General features: G+C 67.5%; 21 protein-coding genes. 7 read left to right on the top strand and 14 right to left on the bottom strand.

Annotation, left to right across the window (positions count from 1 at the left end; translation table 11 throughout):
* Nucleotides 1–3 precede the first annotated feature (3 nt).
* The 3 genes from metX (at nucleotide 4) to IFT71_RS11115 (ending at nucleotide 2266) form a co-directional block, all read left to right on the top strand.
* The gene (gene metX, locus IFT71_RS11125) at nucleotides 4–1143 is read left to right on the top strand and encodes a homoserine O-acetyltransferase MetX (RefSeq protein WP_056673248.1); all 1140 of its coding nucleotides are present in this window, start codon (nucleotides 4–6) and stop codon (nucleotides 1141–1143) included.
* Nucleotides 1140–1760 (top strand): methionine biosynthesis protein MetW, encoded by a 621-nt coding sequence (metW, locus tag IFT71_RS11120; RefSeq protein WP_192140816.1) that lies wholly within the window; start codon nucleotides 1140–1142, stop codon nucleotides 1758–1760. The genes metX and metW overlap by 4 nt, the downstream gene beginning before the upstream one ends.
* A gap of 110 nt (nucleotides 1761–1870) precedes the next feature.
* Nucleotides 1871–2266: a response regulator gene (locus IFT71_RS11115; RefSeq protein WP_192098090.1), complete on the top strand. Its 396-nt coding sequence runs from the start codon at nucleotides 1871–1873 to the stop codon at nucleotides 2264–2266.
* A 16-nt stretch (nucleotides 2267–2282) separates the two neighbouring features.
* On the opposite strand, the gene IFT71_RS11110 is transcribed toward IFT71_RS11115, so the two are convergent.
* From IFT71_RS11110 to IFT71_RS11085, 6 genes are all read right to left on the bottom strand, one after another.
* On the bottom strand, nucleotides 2283–3734 hold the full coding sequence (locus tag IFT71_RS11110) for a sensor histidine kinase (RefSeq protein WP_192141257.1): 1452 nt from the start codon (nucleotides 3732–3734) through the stop codon (nucleotides 2283–2285).
* A 101-nt stretch (nucleotides 3735–3835) separates the two neighbouring features.
* Entirely contained in the window at nucleotides 3836–4426 is a 591-nt protein-coding gene (gene ssb / locus IFT71_RS11105) for a single-stranded DNA-binding protein (RefSeq protein WP_056673254.1), read from the bottom strand.
* An 8-nt stretch (nucleotides 4427–4434) separates the two neighbouring features.
* Entirely contained in the window at nucleotides 4435–6297 is a 1863-nt protein-coding gene (gene feoB / locus IFT71_RS11100) for a ferrous iron transporter B (RefSeq protein WP_192140814.1), read from the bottom strand.
* Between the two features lie 13 nt (nucleotides 6298–6310).
* On the bottom strand, nucleotides 6311–6586 hold the full coding sequence (locus IFT71_RS11095; protein ID WP_031394931.1) for a FeoA family protein: 276 nt from the start codon (nucleotides 6584–6586) through the stop codon (nucleotides 6311–6313).
* 106 nt (nucleotides 6587–6692) lie between these two features.
* Nucleotides 6693–7346: a COQ9 family protein gene (locus IFT71_RS11090; RefSeq protein WP_192140812.1), complete on the bottom strand. Its 654-nt coding sequence runs from the start codon at nucleotides 7344–7346 to the stop codon at nucleotides 6693–6695.
* Nucleotides 7343–8320, bottom strand: a complete 978-nt coding sequence (locus IFT71_RS11085; protein WP_192140806.1) for a DMT family transporter — start codon at nucleotides 8318–8320, stop codon at nucleotides 7343–7345. Before IFT71_RS11085 ends, IFT71_RS11090 begins: the two co-directional genes overlap by 4 nt.
* 50 nt (nucleotides 8321–8370) lie before the next feature.
* Here IFT71_RS11085 and IFT71_RS11080 point away from each other — a divergent pair, with 50 nt between their 5' ends.
* Nucleotides 8371–9459 carry an alkene reductase gene (locus IFT71_RS11080; RefSeq protein ID WP_192140804.1) on the top strand — a complete coding sequence of 363 codons (1089 nt, stop codon included), beginning with the start codon at nucleotides 8371–8373 and terminating at the stop codon, nucleotides 9457–9459.
* 90 nt (nucleotides 9460–9549) lie between these two features.
* Nucleotides 9550–10086 (top strand): hypothetical protein, encoded by a 537-nt coding sequence (locus IFT71_RS11075; protein ID WP_244654869.1) that lies wholly within the window; start codon nucleotides 9550–9552, stop codon nucleotides 10084–10086.
* A gap of 50 nt (nucleotides 10087–10136) precedes the next feature.
* On the opposite strand, the gene ribH is transcribed toward IFT71_RS11075, so the two are convergent.
* The 7 genes from ribH to gltX all read right to left on the bottom strand — a co-directional run bounded on the left by ribH (nucleotide 10137) and on the right by gltX (nucleotide 15956).
* Nucleotides 10137–10559: a 6,7-dimethyl-8-ribityllumazine synthase gene (ribH, locus tag IFT71_RS11070; RefSeq protein ID WP_031440486.1), complete on the bottom strand. Its 423-nt coding sequence runs from the start codon at nucleotides 10557–10559 to the stop codon at nucleotides 10137–10139.
* Complete coding sequence (gene ribB, locus IFT71_RS11065) at nucleotides 10559–11722, bottom strand: 3,4-dihydroxy-2-butanone-4-phosphate synthase (RefSeq protein WP_031440487.1); 1164 nt, start codon at nucleotides 11720–11722, stop codon at nucleotides 10559–10561. Before ribB ends, ribH begins: the two co-directional genes overlap by 1 nt.
* Nucleotides 11712–12353 (bottom strand): riboflavin synthase, encoded by a 642-nt coding sequence (locus IFT71_RS11060; protein WP_192140802.1) that lies wholly within the window; start codon nucleotides 12351–12353, stop codon nucleotides 11712–11714. The genes ribB and IFT71_RS11060 overlap by 11 nt, the downstream gene beginning before the upstream one ends.
* Nucleotides 12353–13312, bottom strand: coding sequence for a bifunctional diaminohydroxyphosphoribosylaminopyrimidine deaminase/5-amino-6-(5-phosphoribosylamino)uracil reductase RibD (ribD, locus tag IFT71_RS11055; protein WP_192141254.1), 960 nt, complete (start codon nucleotides 13310–13312; stop codon nucleotides 12353–12355). The genes IFT71_RS11060 and ribD overlap by 1 nt, the downstream gene beginning before the upstream one ends.
* A gap of 23 nt (nucleotides 13313–13335) precedes the next feature.
* Entirely contained in the window at nucleotides 13336–13683 is a 348-nt protein-coding gene (locus IFT71_RS11050; RefSeq protein WP_031396092.1) for a hypothetical protein, read from the bottom strand.
* A gap of 103 nt (nucleotides 13684–13786) precedes the next feature.
* Nucleotides 13787–14452, bottom strand: a complete 666-nt coding sequence (locus tag IFT71_RS11045) for an energy transducer TonB (protein WP_192098085.1) — start codon at nucleotides 14450–14452, stop codon at nucleotides 13787–13789.
* 160 nt (nucleotides 14453–14612) lie between these two features.
* A complete protein-coding gene (gltX, locus tag IFT71_RS11040) occupies nucleotides 14613–15956 on the bottom strand; it encodes a glutamate--tRNA ligase (protein ID WP_192140800.1) in 1344 nt (447 codons plus the stop codon).
* A gap of 106 nt (nucleotides 15957–16062) precedes the next feature.
* Between gltX and IFT71_RS11035 the strand changes: the two genes are divergently transcribed.
* The gene (locus IFT71_RS11035; RefSeq protein WP_056673279.1) at nucleotides 16063–17001 is read left to right on the top strand and encodes a ribose-phosphate pyrophosphokinase; all 939 of its coding nucleotides are present in this window, start codon (nucleotides 16063–16065) and stop codon (nucleotides 16999–17001) included.
* Nucleotides 17002–17037: 36 nt separating this feature from the next.
* Here the strand turns inward: IFT71_RS11035 and IFT71_RS11030 are convergent, their stop codons facing one another.
* Entirely contained in the window at nucleotides 17038–17379 is a 342-nt protein-coding gene (locus IFT71_RS11030; protein WP_042466950.1) for a PilZ domain-containing protein, read from the bottom strand.
* 230 nt (nucleotides 17380–17609) lie between these two features.
* On the opposite strand from IFT71_RS11030, the gene sucC reads away from it, so the two are divergent.
* Nucleotides 17610–18812 carry an ADP-forming succinate--CoA ligase subunit beta gene (sucC, locus tag IFT71_RS11025; RefSeq protein WP_031440309.1) on the top strand — a complete coding sequence of 401 codons (1203 nt, stop codon included), beginning with the start codon at nucleotides 17610–17612 and terminating at the stop codon, nucleotides 18810–18812.
* Nucleotides 18813–19036: the final 224 nt, after the last annotated feature.

The raw sequence follows: 19036 nt of genomic DNA, 5'->3' as shown, positions 1-19036 counted from the left end.
GTCATGCTCGACACGATTGATCCCGACCGGACGACCGACGCGCGCTTCGGCCTGGCGCGTCGCGTGACCTTGCCGGGACCGTTGCGGCTCGATGGCGGCGTGCTGCTGTCGCCGGTCGACATTGCCTATGAAACCTATGGCACGCTGAATGCCGACGCCTCGAACGCGGTCCTGATCTGTCATGCGCTGACCGGTGATCAGCATGTCGCCTCGACGCATCCGCGGACCGGCAAGCCCGGCTGGTGGACGCGGATGGTCGGCGAGGGGCGACCGATCGATCCCGCGCGGCATTTCATCGTCTGCGCCAATGTGCTCGGCAGCTGCATGGGCTCGTCGGGGCCTGCGACGATCAACCCCGCTACCGGGCGCGCCTGGGCGATGGGGTTTCCGGTCATCACGATCCGCGACATGGTCCGCGCACAGGCAATGCTGCTCGACCATCTCGGCATCGACGTGCTGCAGGCGGTGGTCGGCGGATCGATGGGCGGGATGCAGGCGCTGAGCTGGCCCGCGACCTTCCCCGACCGGGTCCGCGCCTGTGTCGTGATCGCCTCGACCGCGCGCCACACCGCGCAGAACATCGCCTTTCACGAGGTCGGTCGCCAGGCGGTGATGGCCGATCCGAACTGGCGCGGCGGCGATTATCACGACGAGTCCGCGCCGACCGCGGGGCTCGCGGTCGCGCGGATGGCTGCGCACATCACCTATTTGTCGGAAGCCGGGCTGACCGAGAAATTCGGGCGACGGCTGCAGGCGCGCGATGCCAAGTCGTTCGGCTTCGACGCCGATTTCCAGGTCGAGAGCTATCTGCGGCATCAGGGCCTCGCCTTTACCGACAGGTTCGACGCCAACTCCTATCTCTATATCACCCGCGCGATGGACTATTTCGATCTTGCGGAGGAGCATGGCGGGCTGCTCGCCAACGCCTTCCGCGCCACCAGGGCGCGCTTCTGCCTCGTCAGCTTCGACACCGACTGGCTCTATCCGACCGCGGAATCGCGCAGCATCGTCCAGGCGCTCAATGCCGCAGGCGCACCGGTCAGCTTCGTCGAGCTCAGCAGCCCGTACGGCCATGACGCCTTCTTGCTGGAGGCGCCCGAGCTCAACCGCGTCGTCGACGGATTTCTAAGGGCAGGGGCATGAGCACCCCGACGCCGCAGGAGACGCTGCGCGCGGACCTGGGGATCATCGCGCATCACGTGGCCCGTGGGTCGCGCGTGCTCGACGTCGGATGCGGCGACGGAGCGCTCATGGCGGCGCTTCGCGACGAGCGCGAGGTCGATGCGCGCGGGCTAGAGATCGATCCGGGCAACGTTGCGGCCGCGGTAGGCCGCGGCCTGTCGGTGATCCAGGGCGACGCCGATGTCGACCTGCAGGGCTATCCCGATGCCAGCTTCGATTATGCGATCCTCAGCCAGACATTGCAGACCGCGCGCGCGCCCGACCTGGTGCTCGACCATCTGCTGCGGATCGGTCGGCGCGCCTTTGTCAGCTTTCCCAATTTCGCGCATTGGCGCGTGCGGCTGTCACTGCTGTGGGGCGGGCGGATGCCGGTCACACGGCAATTGCCCGAAAGCTGGTACGACACCCCCAACATCCATCACGTCACGATCGACGACTTCCGGGCGTTCCTCCGGCAGCGCGGTGTGATCGTCGAGGGCGCCTGGTTCCTGTCGGGCGACAAGCAGACGACGTCGGCGGCTGCCAACCTGCTCGCCGAGCACGCCGTATTCCTGTTGCGGGGCGAACCGGGGGCATGACCCGGGCGCTCCCCCGGTAACACAGGTTATTTGTTTCAATTCGCTACACGTTCTTGATTCAAATCAATAAACCGAAGGAACGGATAGCCCGGCCAACGGTTGCCACGACAATGACCAAGACCGCCATGATCGTTGAAGATGAAATCTTCGTCGCGCTGGATCTCGAAAGGATCCTGATCGACGCCGGATATCACGTCGTGGCGATCGCGGCGGACCGGGAGACCGCGCTCATCGCCGCGGCCGGATGCGATTTTGCCTTTGTCGATGTCAATCTGCGCGACGGTCCGACCGGCCCGTCGATTGCCGAGACAATTGCACGCGATCACGGCGTGAAGGTCGTCTTCGTCACCGCCAATCCCAGCCAGATCGGCGACGCCGATTGCCTCGGCTATATCCGCAAGCCGTTCAACGATGCCGCGATCCTTGCCGCCGCCGAACTGGCGACCACGGGTCAGGCGCTACGCGGCGGCAGCGACCTGATCCAGATCCGGCGGCGCGGGAACTGACGGGGAGGCCGCGCGGTCAGCGGCAGAAGGAGGGGAGGGGGACCCCGATCTCGACGCACAGCCCCTCGGGACGCCAGTCGCGCCGCACCGTGCCGCCCAACTGGCGAACCGCACTCATTTCGATCAGCTGACTGCCAAAACCCTTATGGCTCGTCGGGTGTGCGATCGGCGGACCACCCTGCTCGCGCCAGATCAGGCGGACCGTCCCCGTGGCGCCGTCCCCGTCATGACCGATCGTCAGCGCGACATGGCCATCGACGGTCGACAGCGCGCCGTATTTCGTCGCGTTCGTCGCGAGCTCGTGGAACAGCAGGGCGAGCGGGGTCGCGGAACGATCGTCGATCCGCACATCGTCGCCGATCACGACCAGACGATCCGTCCCGTCTTGCCGATAGGGTTCGAACAGATCGCCCAGCAGGCCCTTCAGACTGTCCTGCGGGGCTTCCGGACGCGACTGTGTGCTGTGCGGGCGGACGAAGTCGTGTGCACGGCCCAGCGCGGTGATGCGGTGGCGCAGGTCGGTCGCGATCCCGGCGAATTCGGGTTTGCCGCGCGCGGAAAAGGCGATGAGTCCGGCGATGACGGCGAAGATGTTCTTGATCCGGTGGCTCAGCTCCTGGCTGATCACCTCGCGCTCTTCATAGGCGAGCTTCTGCTCGTGGATGTCGGTGCAGGTCCCGAACCAGCGCGTGATCGCGCCCTGGTCGTCGCGTACCGGCAAAGCGCGGCCGAGCACCCAGCGATAGGTGCCGTCCCGGTGCCGCAGCCGATATTCGATCGTGTAGGGCTCGCCGCTGGCGAGCGAATGGCGCCAGATCGTCCAGGCGCGGTCCTGGTCCTCGGGATGGAACACGTCGTTCCAGCCCTCGCCATCGGTCGTGCCGGGCGTCGTGCCGGTAAACTCATACCATCGCGCATTGTAATAATCATGGAAGCCGTCGGGCAGCGTCGACCAGACCATCTGCGGCATCGTGTCGGCCAGCGTCCGGAACCGCAGATCGCTCGCCTCGAGCGTGCGCCGCGCCCGCGCCTCGGCAAAGGCCTGTTCGCGCGCGGTCCGGCGATCGTCGAGCCGCCCCATCGCCGCCTTGGCCAGCAGCGTCAGCCCGTCGCGCTGGAACGGCGTAAGCCCCGCCCGCGACGTCGTCGCCAGCACGCACAGCGCGCCGAGCGGCACGCCTTCGCTCGAGACCAAAGGCGCCCCCGCATAGAATCGGACATGCGGGGCACCGGTGACGAGCGCATTGTCCACGAACCGCGGATCGGCCTGCGCGTCGGGCACTTCCATCACGTCGTGATGGTGCATCGCATGCGCACAGAAGGACTGGCTCCGCGGCGTCTGGTCGAGATCGGTGCCGCTGCGTGAGAGGAACCGCTGATATTCCTCCTCGACCAGGCTCAGCAGCGCGATCGGCGCATCGCACAACCGGGCTGCGAACGACACGATGTCGTCCAGCTCACCCTGCATGCGCGCGCCCGCGACATCGTAGGACGAGATGACGCGCGATCGCGCCGCCTCGTCGTACACGCTCGGCGCTACTGGAGTCGAAACGGGTGGCGTCACGATGCTTAGAACGGCACGTCGTCGTCGAGATCGTCCGAGAACCCGCCGGTCTGGCCAAAGCTGCCGCCGCGCGCGCCGCCACCGCTGCCGCCACCCGACGGCGCCGAGCGGCCACCACCGCCGCCGCCGTAACCGCCGCCGCCGCCCGACGAGCCGCCGCCAAAGTCATTGCCGCCGCCGGCCCAGTCGTCGCCGCCGCCGCGGCTACCACCGCCACCGCCTGCGCCGCCGCCCTGGCCGCCATTCGGGCCGTCGAGCATCGTCAGCACGCTGTTGAAGCCCTGCAGCACGATCTCGGTCGAATACTTGTCCTGGCCCTGCGCGTCCTGCCATTTGCGCGTCTGGAGCGCGCCCTCGATATAGACCTTCGAGCCCTTGCGCAGATATTTCTCCGCGACGTTGGCGAGGCCTTCGTTGAAGATGGCGACCGAATGCCATTCGGTCTTTTCCTTGCGCTCGCCCGACATCTTGTCCTTCCAGGACTCGGACGTCGCGATGCGCAGATTGACGACCTTGCCGCCGTTCTGGAACTGCTTGCTTTCGGGATCGCGGCCGAGATTGCCGACGATGATGACCTTGTTGACGCTGCCTGCCATGATGCCCCTCAGAGGCCGGCGAACACCGCCAGCCAATATGTGATTCCGGCCATGATGTAGGCGGCGGCGAACAAATAGCCAACCATGAACGCCGGCCATTTCCACCCGTTCGTCTCGCGACGCGTGACGGCGATCGTCGAGATGCACTGCGGCGCGAATACGAACCACATCAGGAAGGCGAGCGCGGTCGGCAGGGTCCAGCGGCCGCGCAGATTCTCGACCATCGCCTTGCCGCCCTGGTTGCTGTCGGGATCGTCGATCGCATAGACGGTGCCGATCGCCGCGACGGCGACCTCGCGCGCGGCCATCGCCGGAATCAGCGCGAGCACGATGTCGCGGTTGAAGCCGATCGGCGCGAACACCGGGGCAATGCCGTTGGCGATCCGTCCCGCCGCCGAATAATCGACCGGCGACACACGGCTGCCTTCAGGCGGCTTGGGGAAGCTCAGCATCACCCAGAGGATGACGGTCGAGACGAGGATGATGCCGCCCGCACGCTTCAGGAAGATCTGCGCGCGGCTCCACAGGCCGATGCCGACGTCGCGCCACTGCGGCCACTGATATTTCGGCATCTCCATCATGAAGCCCGACGACACGCCCTTGGTGACCGTCCGGCGCAGCACCAGCGCGGCGACGAACGCCCCGACGATGCCCATCACGTAGAGCCCGAGCATCACGAGCCCCTGAAGGCCGACGAACGGCAGCACCTGCGTGTTGGGAATGAACGCGCCGATGATCAGCGTGTAGACCGGCAGCCGCGCGGAGCAGGTCATCAGCGGTGCGATCAGGATCGTCGTCAGCCGGTCCTTCTCGTCGTCGATCGTCCGCGTCGCCATGATCCCGGGGATCGCGCAGGCGAAACTCGACAGCAGCGGGATGAACGCGCGCCCCGACAGCCCGACGCTCGCCATCACGCGGTCCATCAGGAACGCCGCGCGGACCATGTAGCCGCTCGCCTCGAGTACGAGGATGAAGAGGAACAGGATCAAGATCTGCGGCAGGAACACGATCACAGCGCCGACGCCCTTGATCACCCCGTCGACCAGCAGCGACCGGAGCAGCGAATCGGGAAGCTCCGACGTGATGAACGCCTGCAGCGCCGTGAAGCCGCCGTCGATCAGGTCCATGAACGGCTGCGCCCAGCTGAACACCGCCTGGAACATCAGGAACATGATCGCCAGCAGCAGCACCGGCCCGGCGATGGGATGCAGCGCGACCCCGTCGAGCATGTGCGTCCAGCGCCGTACCGGCGTCTCGGACAGCGTTGCGGCCGTCGCGATGTCGCGCGCGCGCCGTTGCAGCGTGACGATGTCGTCCTGCACGCTGCCATCCGACTTGCGCAGCCGGATCGGACCGTTGACGACGGTCTGCGTCAGGATCGCACGCAGCGCGTCGAGCCCGCGTTTGCGGACCGCGACGGTCGGGATCACCGGTACGCCGAGTTCGCGCGAAAGCACCGCCGCGTCGAGTTTCAACCCGTCGCGTTCGGCAAGGTCGACCATGTTGAGCGCCACCACGACGGGCAGGCCAAGCGCGATCAGCTGGAGCGTGAAGCGCAGGTGATTGTCGAGATTGGCGGCATCGACGACCACGACCAACGCGTCGGGCAGGCGTTCGCCGTCCTGCGTGCCGGTGACGACGTCGCGCGTGACGCGCTCGTCGGGGGAGGAGGGTTCGAGGCTGTACGCGCCGGGCAGGTCCACCAGTTCGACCGGGCGTCCGTCGTCGAGCGTCAGCCGTCCGGCCTTGCGCTCGACCGTCACGCCTGGATAATTGCCGACCTTCTGCCGCGCACCCGTCAGCGCATTGAACAGCGCGCTCTTGCCGGCATTGGGATTGCCGACCAGCGCGACCAGCGGTGCTGCGTTCATAATGTCAGGCTGATTATTCTGCGGCGGCTGGCGTGGGTGATACGCGAATCGCACCTGCGACCGCACGCCGCAATGCGACGGTCATCCGGCCGATCCGGCAGGCGATCGGACCCTGGCCCAGCGTCGCGCGGTGAAGAACCTCGACATCGACACCCTCGTCAAAGCCGAGTTCGCGCAACCGGCGTGCCTCCGGGCCTGCCAGTCTGGCCCAGTCGATCGCAGCGACGATGCCATGCTGCTTGCGGGGCAGCGTTTCGAGACTGACGGAACGATCGGGGCGAGTGTCCATGATGCGACTGATTATCAGTAACGGATCGCCAAGGGAAGCCCCGGCACGCGCGCTTGACGCAGATTGCGCGCATTCCGTCGCCGCGTGACGGCGCGCCGCGACCGGCTCACGCCACCGGATAGCGCAACCGCCCGACGAACCGCGACAGGCTGAAGCCATGCTCTGTCCGCTTGAGAAAGCCCGACTTTGCGGTTTCGAACCGCATGATGCCGTCGATCCGCCGGCTGAGAAACGTCCGCGTCTCGGCAAACCCCTCGCTGTCGTCGTCGAGGAAGACGGTGACGGTCGCGGCATAGACGCCGAGCAGGATCGTCCGCTTGGTATAATGATTGTAATCGGTCGCGACGTCGCCCGCGGCGCGCCAGATCGTGTCGACCGTCCGCCAGCCGAGCCGCCCCGCCTTGGTCAGATTCTGCGGCAAGGCGAGGATCGCCAGCGCGCGGCGCAGCGATTCGCGGTCGGCGGCGGTCGCCTGCAGCCGGGCCTCGACCAGCGCGGCGATTCGGGCGCGGATCTTCATCGCCGACAACCGTTCGGGCGGCACGCTTTCGAGCATCGCGACGTCGATATCGGCGAACCACGCGTCGATCATGTCGACCGGCCCCTCTTCGAAGGCGAGCGCGGCGACGTCGCGGTCGATCTCCGCCGCGTCCGCCGCCATGTCGCGCGCCGCGTCGCTCCACCCGTCAAACGCCGCATTGGCGGCGATGCCGGGGGCGAGCAGCGAACGGATTTCGTCGAGCGTGAGGTCTTGGGTCATACCGTCTCCTGCCGTCCAAGATCAGGCGTGTCGAGCGCCTCTTCAATAGGGGGGCGATCGGCCGGCGTCCGGCGGACCAGGACCAGCGCGATCGCGACCATGACGACGCCGACCAGATCGGGCAGGCCGAGCCGCTCGCCATAGACCAGCCAGCCGACCGTCCCTGCGACGACCGGCTGGATCAGCAGCGCGATGCCGATCACCAGCGGCGAAAACCGCCCGAGCGCATAGATCATCAATCCCTGGCCCAGCACCTGGCTGCACAGCGCGAGGCCGATCAGCGGCCCCCAGTGCGCCGGCACGATCCGCTCGCCCATCGCAAGGGCGAACACCAGCAACGGCACGATGCCCGCCAATGTCGACAGCACCAGCGCGGACACGGGGGCAAGCGTCGTCCGCGCGCGCGCCATCAGGATGAAATACACCGTGTAGAGCAGCCCCGCGAGGATGCAGAGCAGATCGCCCGCCAGGTTCTTCGCATCGAGTTGATAGGAGCGTCCGAGCAGCAGCGCCGCGCCTGCCGCGGCGAGCATCAGCGCCCAGCCCTGCGTGCGCGTCGGCCAGGTCCGCGCGACGAGGAACCCGTAGATCGGGAACATCAGCGTCGCCGCATTGCCGAACAGCGTCGCATTGGCGAGCGTGGTGCGCAGGATGCCGAGATGCCAGCTGCCGAGATCGGCGGCAAAGCACACGCCGCCCGCGATCAGCCCGATCCAGACGCCGCGCCCGAGCCGCGTCGGTCGCGCGCCCTGTTGCGCGGCCAGCAGGACGAGAAACGGCACCGCCAGCGTCAGCCGCCAGAAACCCGCCGCGACCGGTCCGACCTCGGTCGCGCGGACGAACCACGGCCCGAATGCGAGCGCGACATTGGCGATCAGCAGCGCGCCGAACGCGAGCGTACCGGGGGCGCCGGTCGTCGTCGCCGTCGGCGTTTCGGGCACGCTAGATATTCTTTGCGGGGCGGGGCGATGCATGCCGCGCTGTAGCGTCCTATCTTGCCCCCGTCAGGCATTAAGGAGCCCCCATGCCAAGCCTTTTCGATCCCATCACGCTCGGCGCCGTCGAAGCGCCCAACCGCATCCTCATGGCGCCGCTCACCCGCGGGCGTTCGGACAAGGACGCCGTCCCGTCCGACCTCATGATCGACTATTACACGCAGCGCGCCAGCGCCGGCCTGATCATCTCGGAAGCCACCGGCATCAGCCGCGAAGGCCTGGGCTGGCCATTCGCGCCGGGTCTGTGGACCGATGCCCAGGTTGCCGCGTGGAAGCCCGTCACCGCAGCGGTGCACGCCGCCGGTGGCCGCATCATCGCACAGCTCTGGCATATGGGCCGCCAGGTTCATTCGTCGGTGATCGGCGGCCAGCCCGTCTCGTCGTCCGCGACCGCGACCGAAGGCCAGGCGCACACGTTCGAGGGCAAGAAGGATTTCGAGGTCGCGCGTCCGCTCGAGCTGAACGAGATTCCGCGCCTGCTGAACGACTATGAGCTCGCGACGAAGAACGCGCTCGAGGCCGGGTTCGACGGCGTCCAGATCCACGCCGCGAACGGCTATCTGATCGACCAGTTCCTGCGCGACAACGCGAACAGCCGCACCGATGACTATGGTGGCAGCATCGAGAACCGCATTCGCCTGCTTCGTGAAGTCACCGAGCGGGTGATCTCGGTCGCCGGCGCCGATCGCACCAGTGTCCGCCTCTCGCCCAATGGCGATTCGCAGGGCGTCGACGACAGCAATCCCGAGCCGCTGTTTACCGCCGCCGCTAAGGCGCTGTCCGATCTCGGCATCGCCTTCCTCGAGCTGCGCGAGCCGGGTCCCGATGGCACCTTCGGCAAGACCGACGTGCCGAAGCTCAGCCCGGCGATCCGCAAGGTCTTCAAGGGCGTGCTGGTCGTGAACTCGGATTACGACACGCTCGAAAAGGCGCAGGCCGAGCTCGACAAGGGCGATGCCGATGCGATCAGCTTCGGGCGGACGTTCATCGCGAACCCCGACCTGCCCGAGCGCCTGCGCACCGGCGCACCGCTGGCGCAGGATAACCCGAAGACCTGGTACAGCCAGGGCCCAGAGGGCTATATCGACTATCCGGCGCTGGAAACCGTGCCCGCCTAAGCCGACCGCCTGATTGTCACCGGTGACGCCATCGCATAGCAGCGCGGCTGCCGCGTCGCGCGCGGCGCACCGGTGACGACAGGACACGACATGACCGACGGCTGGGGCCCGCCAAAATCGCCCCCGAAATCCAGCCCCGCATCGGCCTGGCCGCTGAACGACCGCGGCCCCGGCCCGTTGCTGCCCGGCACCGCGGATCGCGCCGCCCGCCGTGCCGAAGAGCGCGCCCGCGAGCGGGAACAGCGCGCCCAGGACCGCCTCGCCGCGACCGACCAGCGCGCCGAAGCGCGCGCCGCGCAACGCGATGCGCTCTCGCAGGACCGTGAACGTGCGCGCGAAGCCCGTCGGGTCGAGGAAGCGCAGCGGATCCGCGCGCGCCTCGACGCGCCGCCCGCCAATGACGAGGAAGCGCTCAAGATCGCCAAGCGCCGCCGCTCGGGCGCGCGCGCGCGCAGCGGCGAGGAGACAAAGACCGAACGCGACACCCGCGGCTTTACGACGATCGTCGACCCCGCCCGCATCCGCACGCTCGCCGCACGCGGCGCGTCGATCGCCGCGCTGGCCGCCGCGTTCGGAATTACTGCCGAAGAGGTCGAGGCCGCCCTGCGCGACACTCCCGGGGACTGACCAGGGCGATCGTGAGTCGATGAGGGCGGACGTCCGAACGCCCACGCATCCTACGCGACGAATCGGTCCTTCAGCGCCAGCATCGCCAGCGCTGCTTTCGCCGCGCCGCCGCCCTTGTCGCCCTCGGTCGGGCGGGCGCGGGTGAGCGCCTGCGCCTCGTTCTCGGTGGTCAGGATGCCGTTGCCGATCGGCAGGCCGTCCATCGTCAGCGCCATGATCCCGCGCGCGCTCTCGCCAGCGACGATCTCAAAATGATAGGTTTCGCCGCGGATCACGACGCCCAGCGCGACATAGCCGTCATAGGTCTCGCTCTCGGCCGCCAGCGCGATCGCGCCGGGCACCTCGAGCGCGCCGGGGACGGTGATCGTCTCGTGGCTGTGGCCCGCGGCCTCGATCGCCGCGCGCGCGCCCTCGATCAGCAGGTCGTTCAGATGGTCGTAGAACCGCGCTTCGACGATCAGGATATGCGCCATCAGTTGGGAGCCTTTTCGGTGTCGAGGGGAGCGATCGGGCGTTCGCCGACGATCGACAGGCCATAGCCGTCGAGCCCGACCAGCGTGTGGTGCGTGTTGGTGATCAGCACCATGTCATGGACGCCGAGCTCGGTCAGGATCATCGCGCCGACGCCGTAGTCGCGCAGCTCTTCCATGTCCGGGGTGATCTCCGCGCCCGCCTTCTTCAAAACGGCGGAGGTGAACGCGTTGCCGCGCGGCCGGTTGATGACGACGATCACGCCCGCGCCCTCGTCGGCGATCATCTGCATCGACCGCGCGAGGATCCGGCCGCGATCGCCCGATTCGCCGAAGATGTCAGCGAAGGGCGACAGCGCATGCATGCGGACGAGGGTCGGCTTTGCGGGGTCGATCCGGCCCTTGACCAGCGCGACCTGCTCGGTGCCCGTCGCCTTGTTCCAGAAGGTCAGCGCGGTCCAGTCGCCGCCCCATTCGGACGTGAACCTGGCCTCGGCGCGCTTCTCGACCAGATGGTCGTAGCGGCGGCGATACGCGATCAGGTCGCGGATCGTGCCGATCTTGATATTGTGGAACTGCGCGAAGGTGACGAGGTCGTCCATCCGCGCCATCGTCCCGTCCTCGTTCATGATCTCGCAGATCACGCCCGAGGGGTTGAGCCCGGCCAGCCGCGCGACGTCGACCGCCGCCTCGGTATGCCCGGCGCGGATCAGCACGCCGCCGTCGCGCGCGACCAGCGGGAAGACATGGCCGGGGGTGACGATGTCCGCCTTCTGCTTGGTCGCATCGATGGCCACCGCGATCGTCCGCGCGCGATCCGCCGCCGAGATGCCCGTCGTCACGCCTTCGAGCGCCTCGATCGACACGGTGAACGCGGTCTCGTGCCTTGTGCCGTTGTTGCGGCTCATCAGCTCGAGTCCGAGCTCTTCGGTCCGCGTCTTGGTCAGCGCGAGACAGATCAGCCCGCGACCGAACTTCGCCATGAAGTTGATCTTCTCGGGCGTCGCCATCTGCGCGGGGATGACCAGGTCGCCCTCATTCTCGCGGTCCTCGTCATCGACCAGGATGAACATCCGGCCGTTGCGTGCCTCGTCGATGATCTCTTCGGGGCTCGACAGATATCCATGCTTCAGGCGCCCGAGTTCGGCGCTGCGTTCAGCCGGCATTGACACGGTAATGCTCCATCCGTTGGAGATAGCGGGCAAGGACGTCGATCTCGATATTGACCGTCCGGTCCGTTTCGATCGTCCCGAGCGTGGTCACGCCCCAGGTATGCGGAATGATGTTCAGCCCGAACTCGACCGCCTTTTGCCCATCAGGGCCGTCGACGTCGCGGACGGTGTTGACGGTCAGCGACACGCCGTCGACCGTGACCGATCCCTTGGCAGCGATGAACGGCGCGATGTCGGTGCCGGCGCGGACGGTGACGCGGTGCGATCCGCCTTCCTCGACCACCGACACGATCGTGCCGAGCCCGTCGACATGGCCGGTGACGATATGCCCGCCCAGCTCCTCGCCGAGCTTCATCGCGCGTTCGAGATTGAGCGGGCGGCCTTGCGTCCACTGGTCGCGCGCGGTGCGGCTGATCGTCTCGCCCGAGACATCGACCGCGAACCAGTGCGGTCCGTCGCCGCCCGCGGACTTGTCGACCACGGTCAGGCAGACGCCCGAACACGCGATGGACGCGCCCAGGTCGATCGTGGCGGGATCATAAGCGGTCGCGATGACCACGCGCGTGTCGCCCTGTTGCGCCACGCTGGTGATTGTGCCGATGTCGGTGACGATTCCGGTAAACATTATCCCTCGTTTCGCTCGCGCTCGTAGACCTCGACTCGGTCGATGCCAAGTTGCCGTGAATCGACGATCGACCAGCGCCCATGCGCGCTGGAAAGATCGCCGAGACCAATATCGCCAATGGAATGCCGGCCGTTCCCGATCAGGATCGGCGCGCGGTACAGCAGCAGCCGGTCAACCAGATCCGCGGCAAGGAACGCCGACGCTACGGCCGCGCCGCCCTCGACCAGCAGATGGTCGCCGGGCAGGGCCGCAATATCCTGCGGATCGGCGATGACGTGCCATCCCGCGTCCGCATCGGGCGCTGTCCGCGACAGCAGCACGCGGCGCGGCGCCCGCGACTCCAGTCCCGCAAGCCGCACGTCGAGTCGCGGCGCATCCGCCTCGAACGTCCCGCGCCCGACCAGGATCGCCTCGTGCCGGCTGCGTTCGAGATGCGCATGCGCGCGCGCCTGTGGCCCGGTGATCCAGCGGCTCGACCCGTCCGCCATCGCGATACAGCCGTCGAGCGAGGTCGCGAGCTTCAGCGTGACATGCGGCCGGCCGCGGGCGAGTCGCGTGAGGAACCCCGCCATCGACCGTCGCGCCTCGGCGGCGCGCACGCCCGTCTCGACGCGGATCCCGGCGTCGCGCAACCGCGCGAACCCGCGCCCCGCCGTCCGGGGATCCGGATCCTCCAGCGCCGCGACGACCCGCGCCACGCCCGCCGCGATCAGCAGGTCGCCGCACGCCGGCCCGCGCGGTGATTCATGCGCGCAGGGTTCGAGCGTCACATAGGCCGTGGCTCCCCGCGCCTTCACGCCCGCCTGCGCCAGTGCCATCGCCTCGGCATGCGGCCGACCGCCTGCTTGCGTCCAGCCGCGCCCGACGACGCGCCCGTCCGAGACGATCACGCAGCCGACACAAGGGTTGGGTGCCGTACGCCCGCGTCCCCGTGCCGCCAGCGCCAGTGCCGCGCCAATACCGCGGCCGGGCTGGTCGATGCTCAGATCCCCAGCGCCTTCAGCTTGTCGTCCATCCGCTTGAACGACGCGCGGGTTTCCTCCTCGCGCTTCTTCTGCTCAGCCAGGCGCGCGGCCTTGATCGGCGCGTCGATCTTCTGCTGCGCGACGATCTGCGCATCGGTGCGATCCGCGGGCCATTGCTCGACATAGACGATGTTCGGCCGATATTCGCGCTCGGCATAGCTGTCCTTCGAGAAGGCGTAGATCAGGAAGCCCGTGACGAGCATCGCCAACGCGAGAAAGCCAAGCTCATACGGCTGCCGGCCCCGGAGGAACAGGCGGAGGTCGCGATAGGCGCGGACCGGCGAGAAACGACTGAAAGAGCCCATCGCGCAAAGATAGGCATGCAGGCCCCCCAAGGCCAGTACCTTGGGCGACGACCCGGGGGGCCGACCTGCAGGCCCATCCTTGCGACGGGTCGCCGCCCGCGGTTCAGTTTTCCAGCACGAACGACAGGTTCATCGTCTTCCACGCCTCGACCGCGACCCCGTCGCGCGTCGCCGGCCTGAACCGCCACTTCGTCAGCGCACGGTCCAGCGTCGCGCGGTAAAAGGCGTCGCTGGTGGCGGTGACCCGCTCGACCTGTTTCACGCGCCCGTCCGCGCCGATCAGCACGCGCAGGACGACTCGCCCCTCGCGCCCGGCCCGGCGTTCCTCGGACGGATAACCCGGCTGGAAATCCGCGGCATAGCGCGGGTCGATGCCCGGCTGGACGAACAGGGGCGACGGCTTGGGCGGATCGACCGCCACGCTGCCTGTGCCCGTGCCGACGACGTCGATTGGCGGGGTGAAGGGCAGGGGGTCGGGCACGACCTCGAACCCTTCGGTGGCCGGCGTCGGCACCTGCCGGACCGGTGCATCGGGTCGCGGCGCTGGGCGCGGCTGTTGGCGGACCAGCGGATCGGCGGGCGGCACCGGCGTGGGCGGCGGCGGGGTGTGCGGGATATATATTGTGAGCGGCGGGTCGGGCGGCGCGAACGGCACCAGTTCCGGCGCCGCAAAAAACAACGCCCCGATCACCACGCCGTTGATCGCCAGCGCGACGCCCAGGCTTCCGGGGTTCAATCCGCCCGTCCGGCTCATTCTGTCCGCGTACATCCGTCCGTCTCCTTCGCATCTCCTCGAGGATGGCGGCGCGATCGATACCGCCAAATGAAATGGTACATCATTACATGCATCGCGCAAGCGCGATCGGAACCTTTTTGCACGCCGTCGGATGAGGGGCGGTCAGCGGGGTTTCAGCCCGCTCGTTCAAGCCTCAGCCGGCGCGTGCCGCCGCGAGGCGCGCCAGTGCCCGCTCGCGCCCGATCAGCGGCAGCAGCGCGGCCATGTCGGGGCCGTGATCGCGCCCGGTCAGCGCACGGCGCAGCGGCAGGAACAGTGCCTTGCCCTTGCGCCCCGTCTCCGCCTTCAACCGGCTCGTCAGCGCGTGCCAGGGGTCGCCCGCCCAGTCGATTGCCGTAGCGGCCGCCAGCGCCTGGTCGAGATATGCCGCATCCTCGTCCCCGCCGAGGGGTTCGACCGCGACCGGCCCCTCGATCACCTGCCACCAGTCGGCGGCATCGGCGAGCGTCACCAGGTTCGGACGCACCGCCTCCCATGCGGCCTCGCCCATGCCCTCGGGCAGGCGGTCGGCGACGTCGGCAAAGGGCAGCGCATGCAGGATCCGCGCATTTACCTGCGCCAGCTCCCCCTCGTCGAACCGCGCCGGCGCGCGGCCGAACCGGGCGAAATCGAACGTCGCGATCAGCGGCGCGGCGTCGGCGATCGGCTCGACCGGATCGCTCGTCCCGATCCGCGCGAGCAGCGCGCGCACCGCCTGCGGCTCGATCCCGACGTCCCGGAAATGATTCGCGCCGAGCGAGCCCAGCCGCTTGGACAATTTCCCTTCCGCGCCGGTCAGCAGCGCCTCGTGCGCAAACTGCGGTGCGGGCGCGCCGAGTGCTGCGAACATCTGCAGCTGAAGCGCGGTGTTCGACACATGATCCTCGCCGCGCACGACATGAGTCACGCCCATATCGGCATCGTCGATCGCCGACGGCAGCATGTACAGCCACGATCCGTCCGCGCGCCGGATCACCGGGTCGCTCATCGTCCGCGCCTCGAAATGCTGTTCGCCGCGGATCAGGTCGGTCCAGGCGATCGGCGTGTCGTGATCGAGCTTGAATCGCCAGTGCGGCGCCACCCCGTCGCGCTCGAACGCCGCACGCTGCGCCTCGGTGAGCGCCAGTGCCGCGCGATCATAGATCGGCGGCAACCCGCGTCCCGCCTGGATCTTGCGCTTCAGGTCGAGCTCCTGCGCACTCTCATACGCCGGATAGATATGTCCGCTCTCGACCAGCGCCGCGAACCGCGTTTCGTACAGCGCGAACCGCGCCGACTGGCGTTCCTCGCCATCGGGCGTCATGCCCAGCCAGTCGAGATCGCCGCGGATCGCCTCGACGAACCGTTCCTCGCTGCGCGCCGCATCGGTGTCGTCGATCCGCAGCAGGAAGCGTCCGCCCTGCGCACGCGCGAACATCCAGTTGTGGAGCGCCGTGCGGATGTTGCCGACGTGCAGCCGGCCGGTGGGCGAGGGGGCGAAACGGGTTATGACGGTCATGCCCTGCGCTGTACGAAGCGGCGCGCCCCCCGGCAAACCCCTTCGGCCCTTTCCCCATTGGAACACCGGGACTAAGGGGCGTGCGACTGGGCGTGGAGCGATTTTGATGAAACTGATGACCGGCAATTCCAACCTGCCTCTGGCGCAGGAGATCGCCGCCTATCTCGAAATCCCGCTGACGGATGTCAGCGTCCGCCGCTTCGCCGACGAGGAAGTGTTCGTCGAGATCAACGAGAATGTCCGCGGCGAGGACGTGTTCGTGATCCAGTCGACTGGCTTTCCGGCGAACGACAACCTCATGGAATTGCTCATCATGATCGACGCGCTGAAGCGCGCGTCGGCACGTCGCATCACCGCGGTCATCCCCTATATGGGTTATGCCCGCCAGGACCGGAAACCCGGCCCGCGCACGCCGATCTCGGCCAAGCTCGTCGCCAACCTCATCACCGTCGCGGGCGCCAACCGCGTCCTCTCGGTCGATCTCCATGCCGGGCAGATCCAGGGCTTCTTCGATATCCCGACCGACAATCTCTATGCGGCGCCGGTCATGTCCGCGGATATCCTTGCGCGGTTCAAGGGCAAGAACCTGATGGTCGTCTCCCCCGACGTCGGCGGCGTCGTGCGCGCGCGCGTGCTCGCCAAGCGACTCAACAACGCGCCGCTCGCGATCGTCGACAAGCGTCGCGAGCGCGCCGGCGAATCGGAGGTGATGAACATCATCGGCGAGGTCGAGGGCCGCTTCTGCATCCTGGTCGACGACATCGTCGATTCGGCGGGCACGCTGTGCAATGCGGCGGCCGCGCTGATGGAGGCAGGCGCCGAGGGCGTCGTCGCCTATGTCACGCACGGCGTGCTGTCGGGCGGCGCGGTCGCGCGGGTCGAGGGCTCAGAGCTGCGCGAGCTCGTCATCACCGATTCAATCGGCAATCATGACGTGATCAAGGGCGCGCATGGCAAGATCCGCCACCTGCAGATCGCTCCGCTGCTCGGCGAGGCGATCAAGCGGATCGCGGATGAAACCAGCGTCTCGAGTCTGTTCGACTGAGGCGCGCCGCTGTCGGATCGTGGTGCGGTCGCCGGGTTACCGCTGCGACAGCGCCACGATGTGATCGAACACCGCGGGGTGCAGCGGCTTGGCGAAGGCGCAGCCATATTTGAACTTGTCGCGCCACGCGACCACCGCCTCGAGCGCGGCGAGGCCGGGCAATGTCAGCCACACGACCGTCCCCGGCCAGAGCGTGAAGCTGGTCTCGGCCCGGAACCCCGACAGTGAGAGGTCGGTCACTTCGATCTCGAACCGCGTCTGGCCGCGGTCGCGCAGGTGCGCACGCATCCTGACGGATTTGCGCAACGCCCGGCGCAACTCTCCACCGGGCTCTTCACCGGTCCGAGTCTCAGGCGAGTCGTAGGCGGGGTCTGTCATGGTTCAACTCTGGCACGAAAAGGGTTACTTTTCCGCAAATGTTTGTGATCCGGCACGCGTTTCGATCCGCTGCTGCGCGCATCCACAAAATGGCCAAAAATCAGCGATCCCGTCGCTCTATTGCGAACGAGACGCAAGTGCAAATGCCTTAAGGGTGGATTTGCGGCGCGCCCTGTGCTTTACGCGCTGGCAATTCCCGAGTTTCCCAAAAATTGCGTGGAGCCTTCCCGATGAACATCCATGAATACCAGGCCAAGGAACTGCTGGCCAAGTTTGGCGTCCCCGTCCCCGCCGGTTTCGCGGCGCTGACCGTCGAGGAGGCCGTCGAGGCCTCGAAGAAGCTCCCCGGACCGCTCTACGTCGTCAAGGCGCAGATCCATGCCGGCGGCCGCGGCAAGGGCAAGTTCGTCGAGCTCGGCCCCGACGCCAAGGGCGGCGTCCGCCTCGCCAAGACCGAGGACGAGGTTCGCGCGGCCGCGACCGACATGCTCGGCAACACGCTCGTCACCATCCAGACGGGTGACGCGGGCAAGCAGGTCAACCGCCTGTACGTCACCGACGGCGTCGACATCGACAAGGAATTCTACCTCGCGCTGACGCTCAACCGCACCACCGGCCGGGTGATGATGGTGGCCTCGACCGAAGGCGGCATGGACATCGAAGCGGTCGCGCACGACACGCCCGAGAAGATCCAGTCGATCGACATCGACCAGGCAACCGGCTTCATGCCGCATCACGGCCGCGCCGTTGCCGCCGCGCTCGAGCTGACCGGCGATCTCGCCAAGCAGGCCGCGAACACCGCGTCGAAGCTGTATGACGCGTTCATGGGCACCGATGCCGAGCAGATCGAGATCAACCCGCTCGCGGTCACCAACGACGGCAAGCTGATGGTGCTTGACGCGAAGGTCGCGTTCGACGGCAACGCGCTGTTCCGCCACAAGGACCTGCTCCAGCTGCGCGACGAGACCGAGGAAGATCCCGCCGAGCTCGAGGCGTCGAAGTACGACCTCGCTTATATCAAGCTCGACGGCGACATCGGCTGCATGGTCAACGGCGCAGGCCTCGCCATGGCGACGATGGACATCATCAAGCTCAACGGCATGTTCCCGGCCAACTTCCTCGACGTCGGCGGCGGCGCCAACAAGGAGAAGGTGACGGCCGCGTTCAAGATCATCCTCGCGGATCCGAACGTGAAGGGCATTCTCGTCAACATCTTCGGCGGCATCATGAAGTGCGACATCATCGCCGACGGCATCGTCGCGGCGGCGAAGGAAGTGAATCTGTCGGTCCCGCTCGTCGTCCGCCTCGAGGGCACGAATGTCGAGAAGGGCAAGGAGATCCTCGCGAACTCCGGCCTGGCGATCGTCCCCGCGAATGACCTTGGCGACGCCGCCAAGAAGATCGTCGCAGAGGTGCAGAAGGTCGCGGCGTAACCGCTGTCGGCCTCGCATACTGACTTCGCGAAAAACGGGGCTCGGACGGAAACGTCCGGGCCCTTTTTCGTTGGTATCGCAGCCGGTCCGACGGGGCGGTCGTCGTGACGCTACGGTATCCGATGTTTCCGTACCGCACTTGCGAAAACGACGCGAAACCGCCATCTGTCGCACCAACGCGGCCGGTAACCGGCGGGCGAAACGAACATATTCACCTTGGAAGG

It is taken from the genome of Sphingomonas sp. CFBP 13733, from assembly GCF_014841795.1.
Taxonomy (GTDB): Bacteria; Pseudomonadota; Alphaproteobacteria; order Sphingomonadales; family Sphingomonadaceae; genus Sphingomonas; species Sphingomonas aerolata.
Note: the sequence above shows the minus strand (reverse complement) of the source record. Positions and strands in the feature narration are given on the sequence as shown.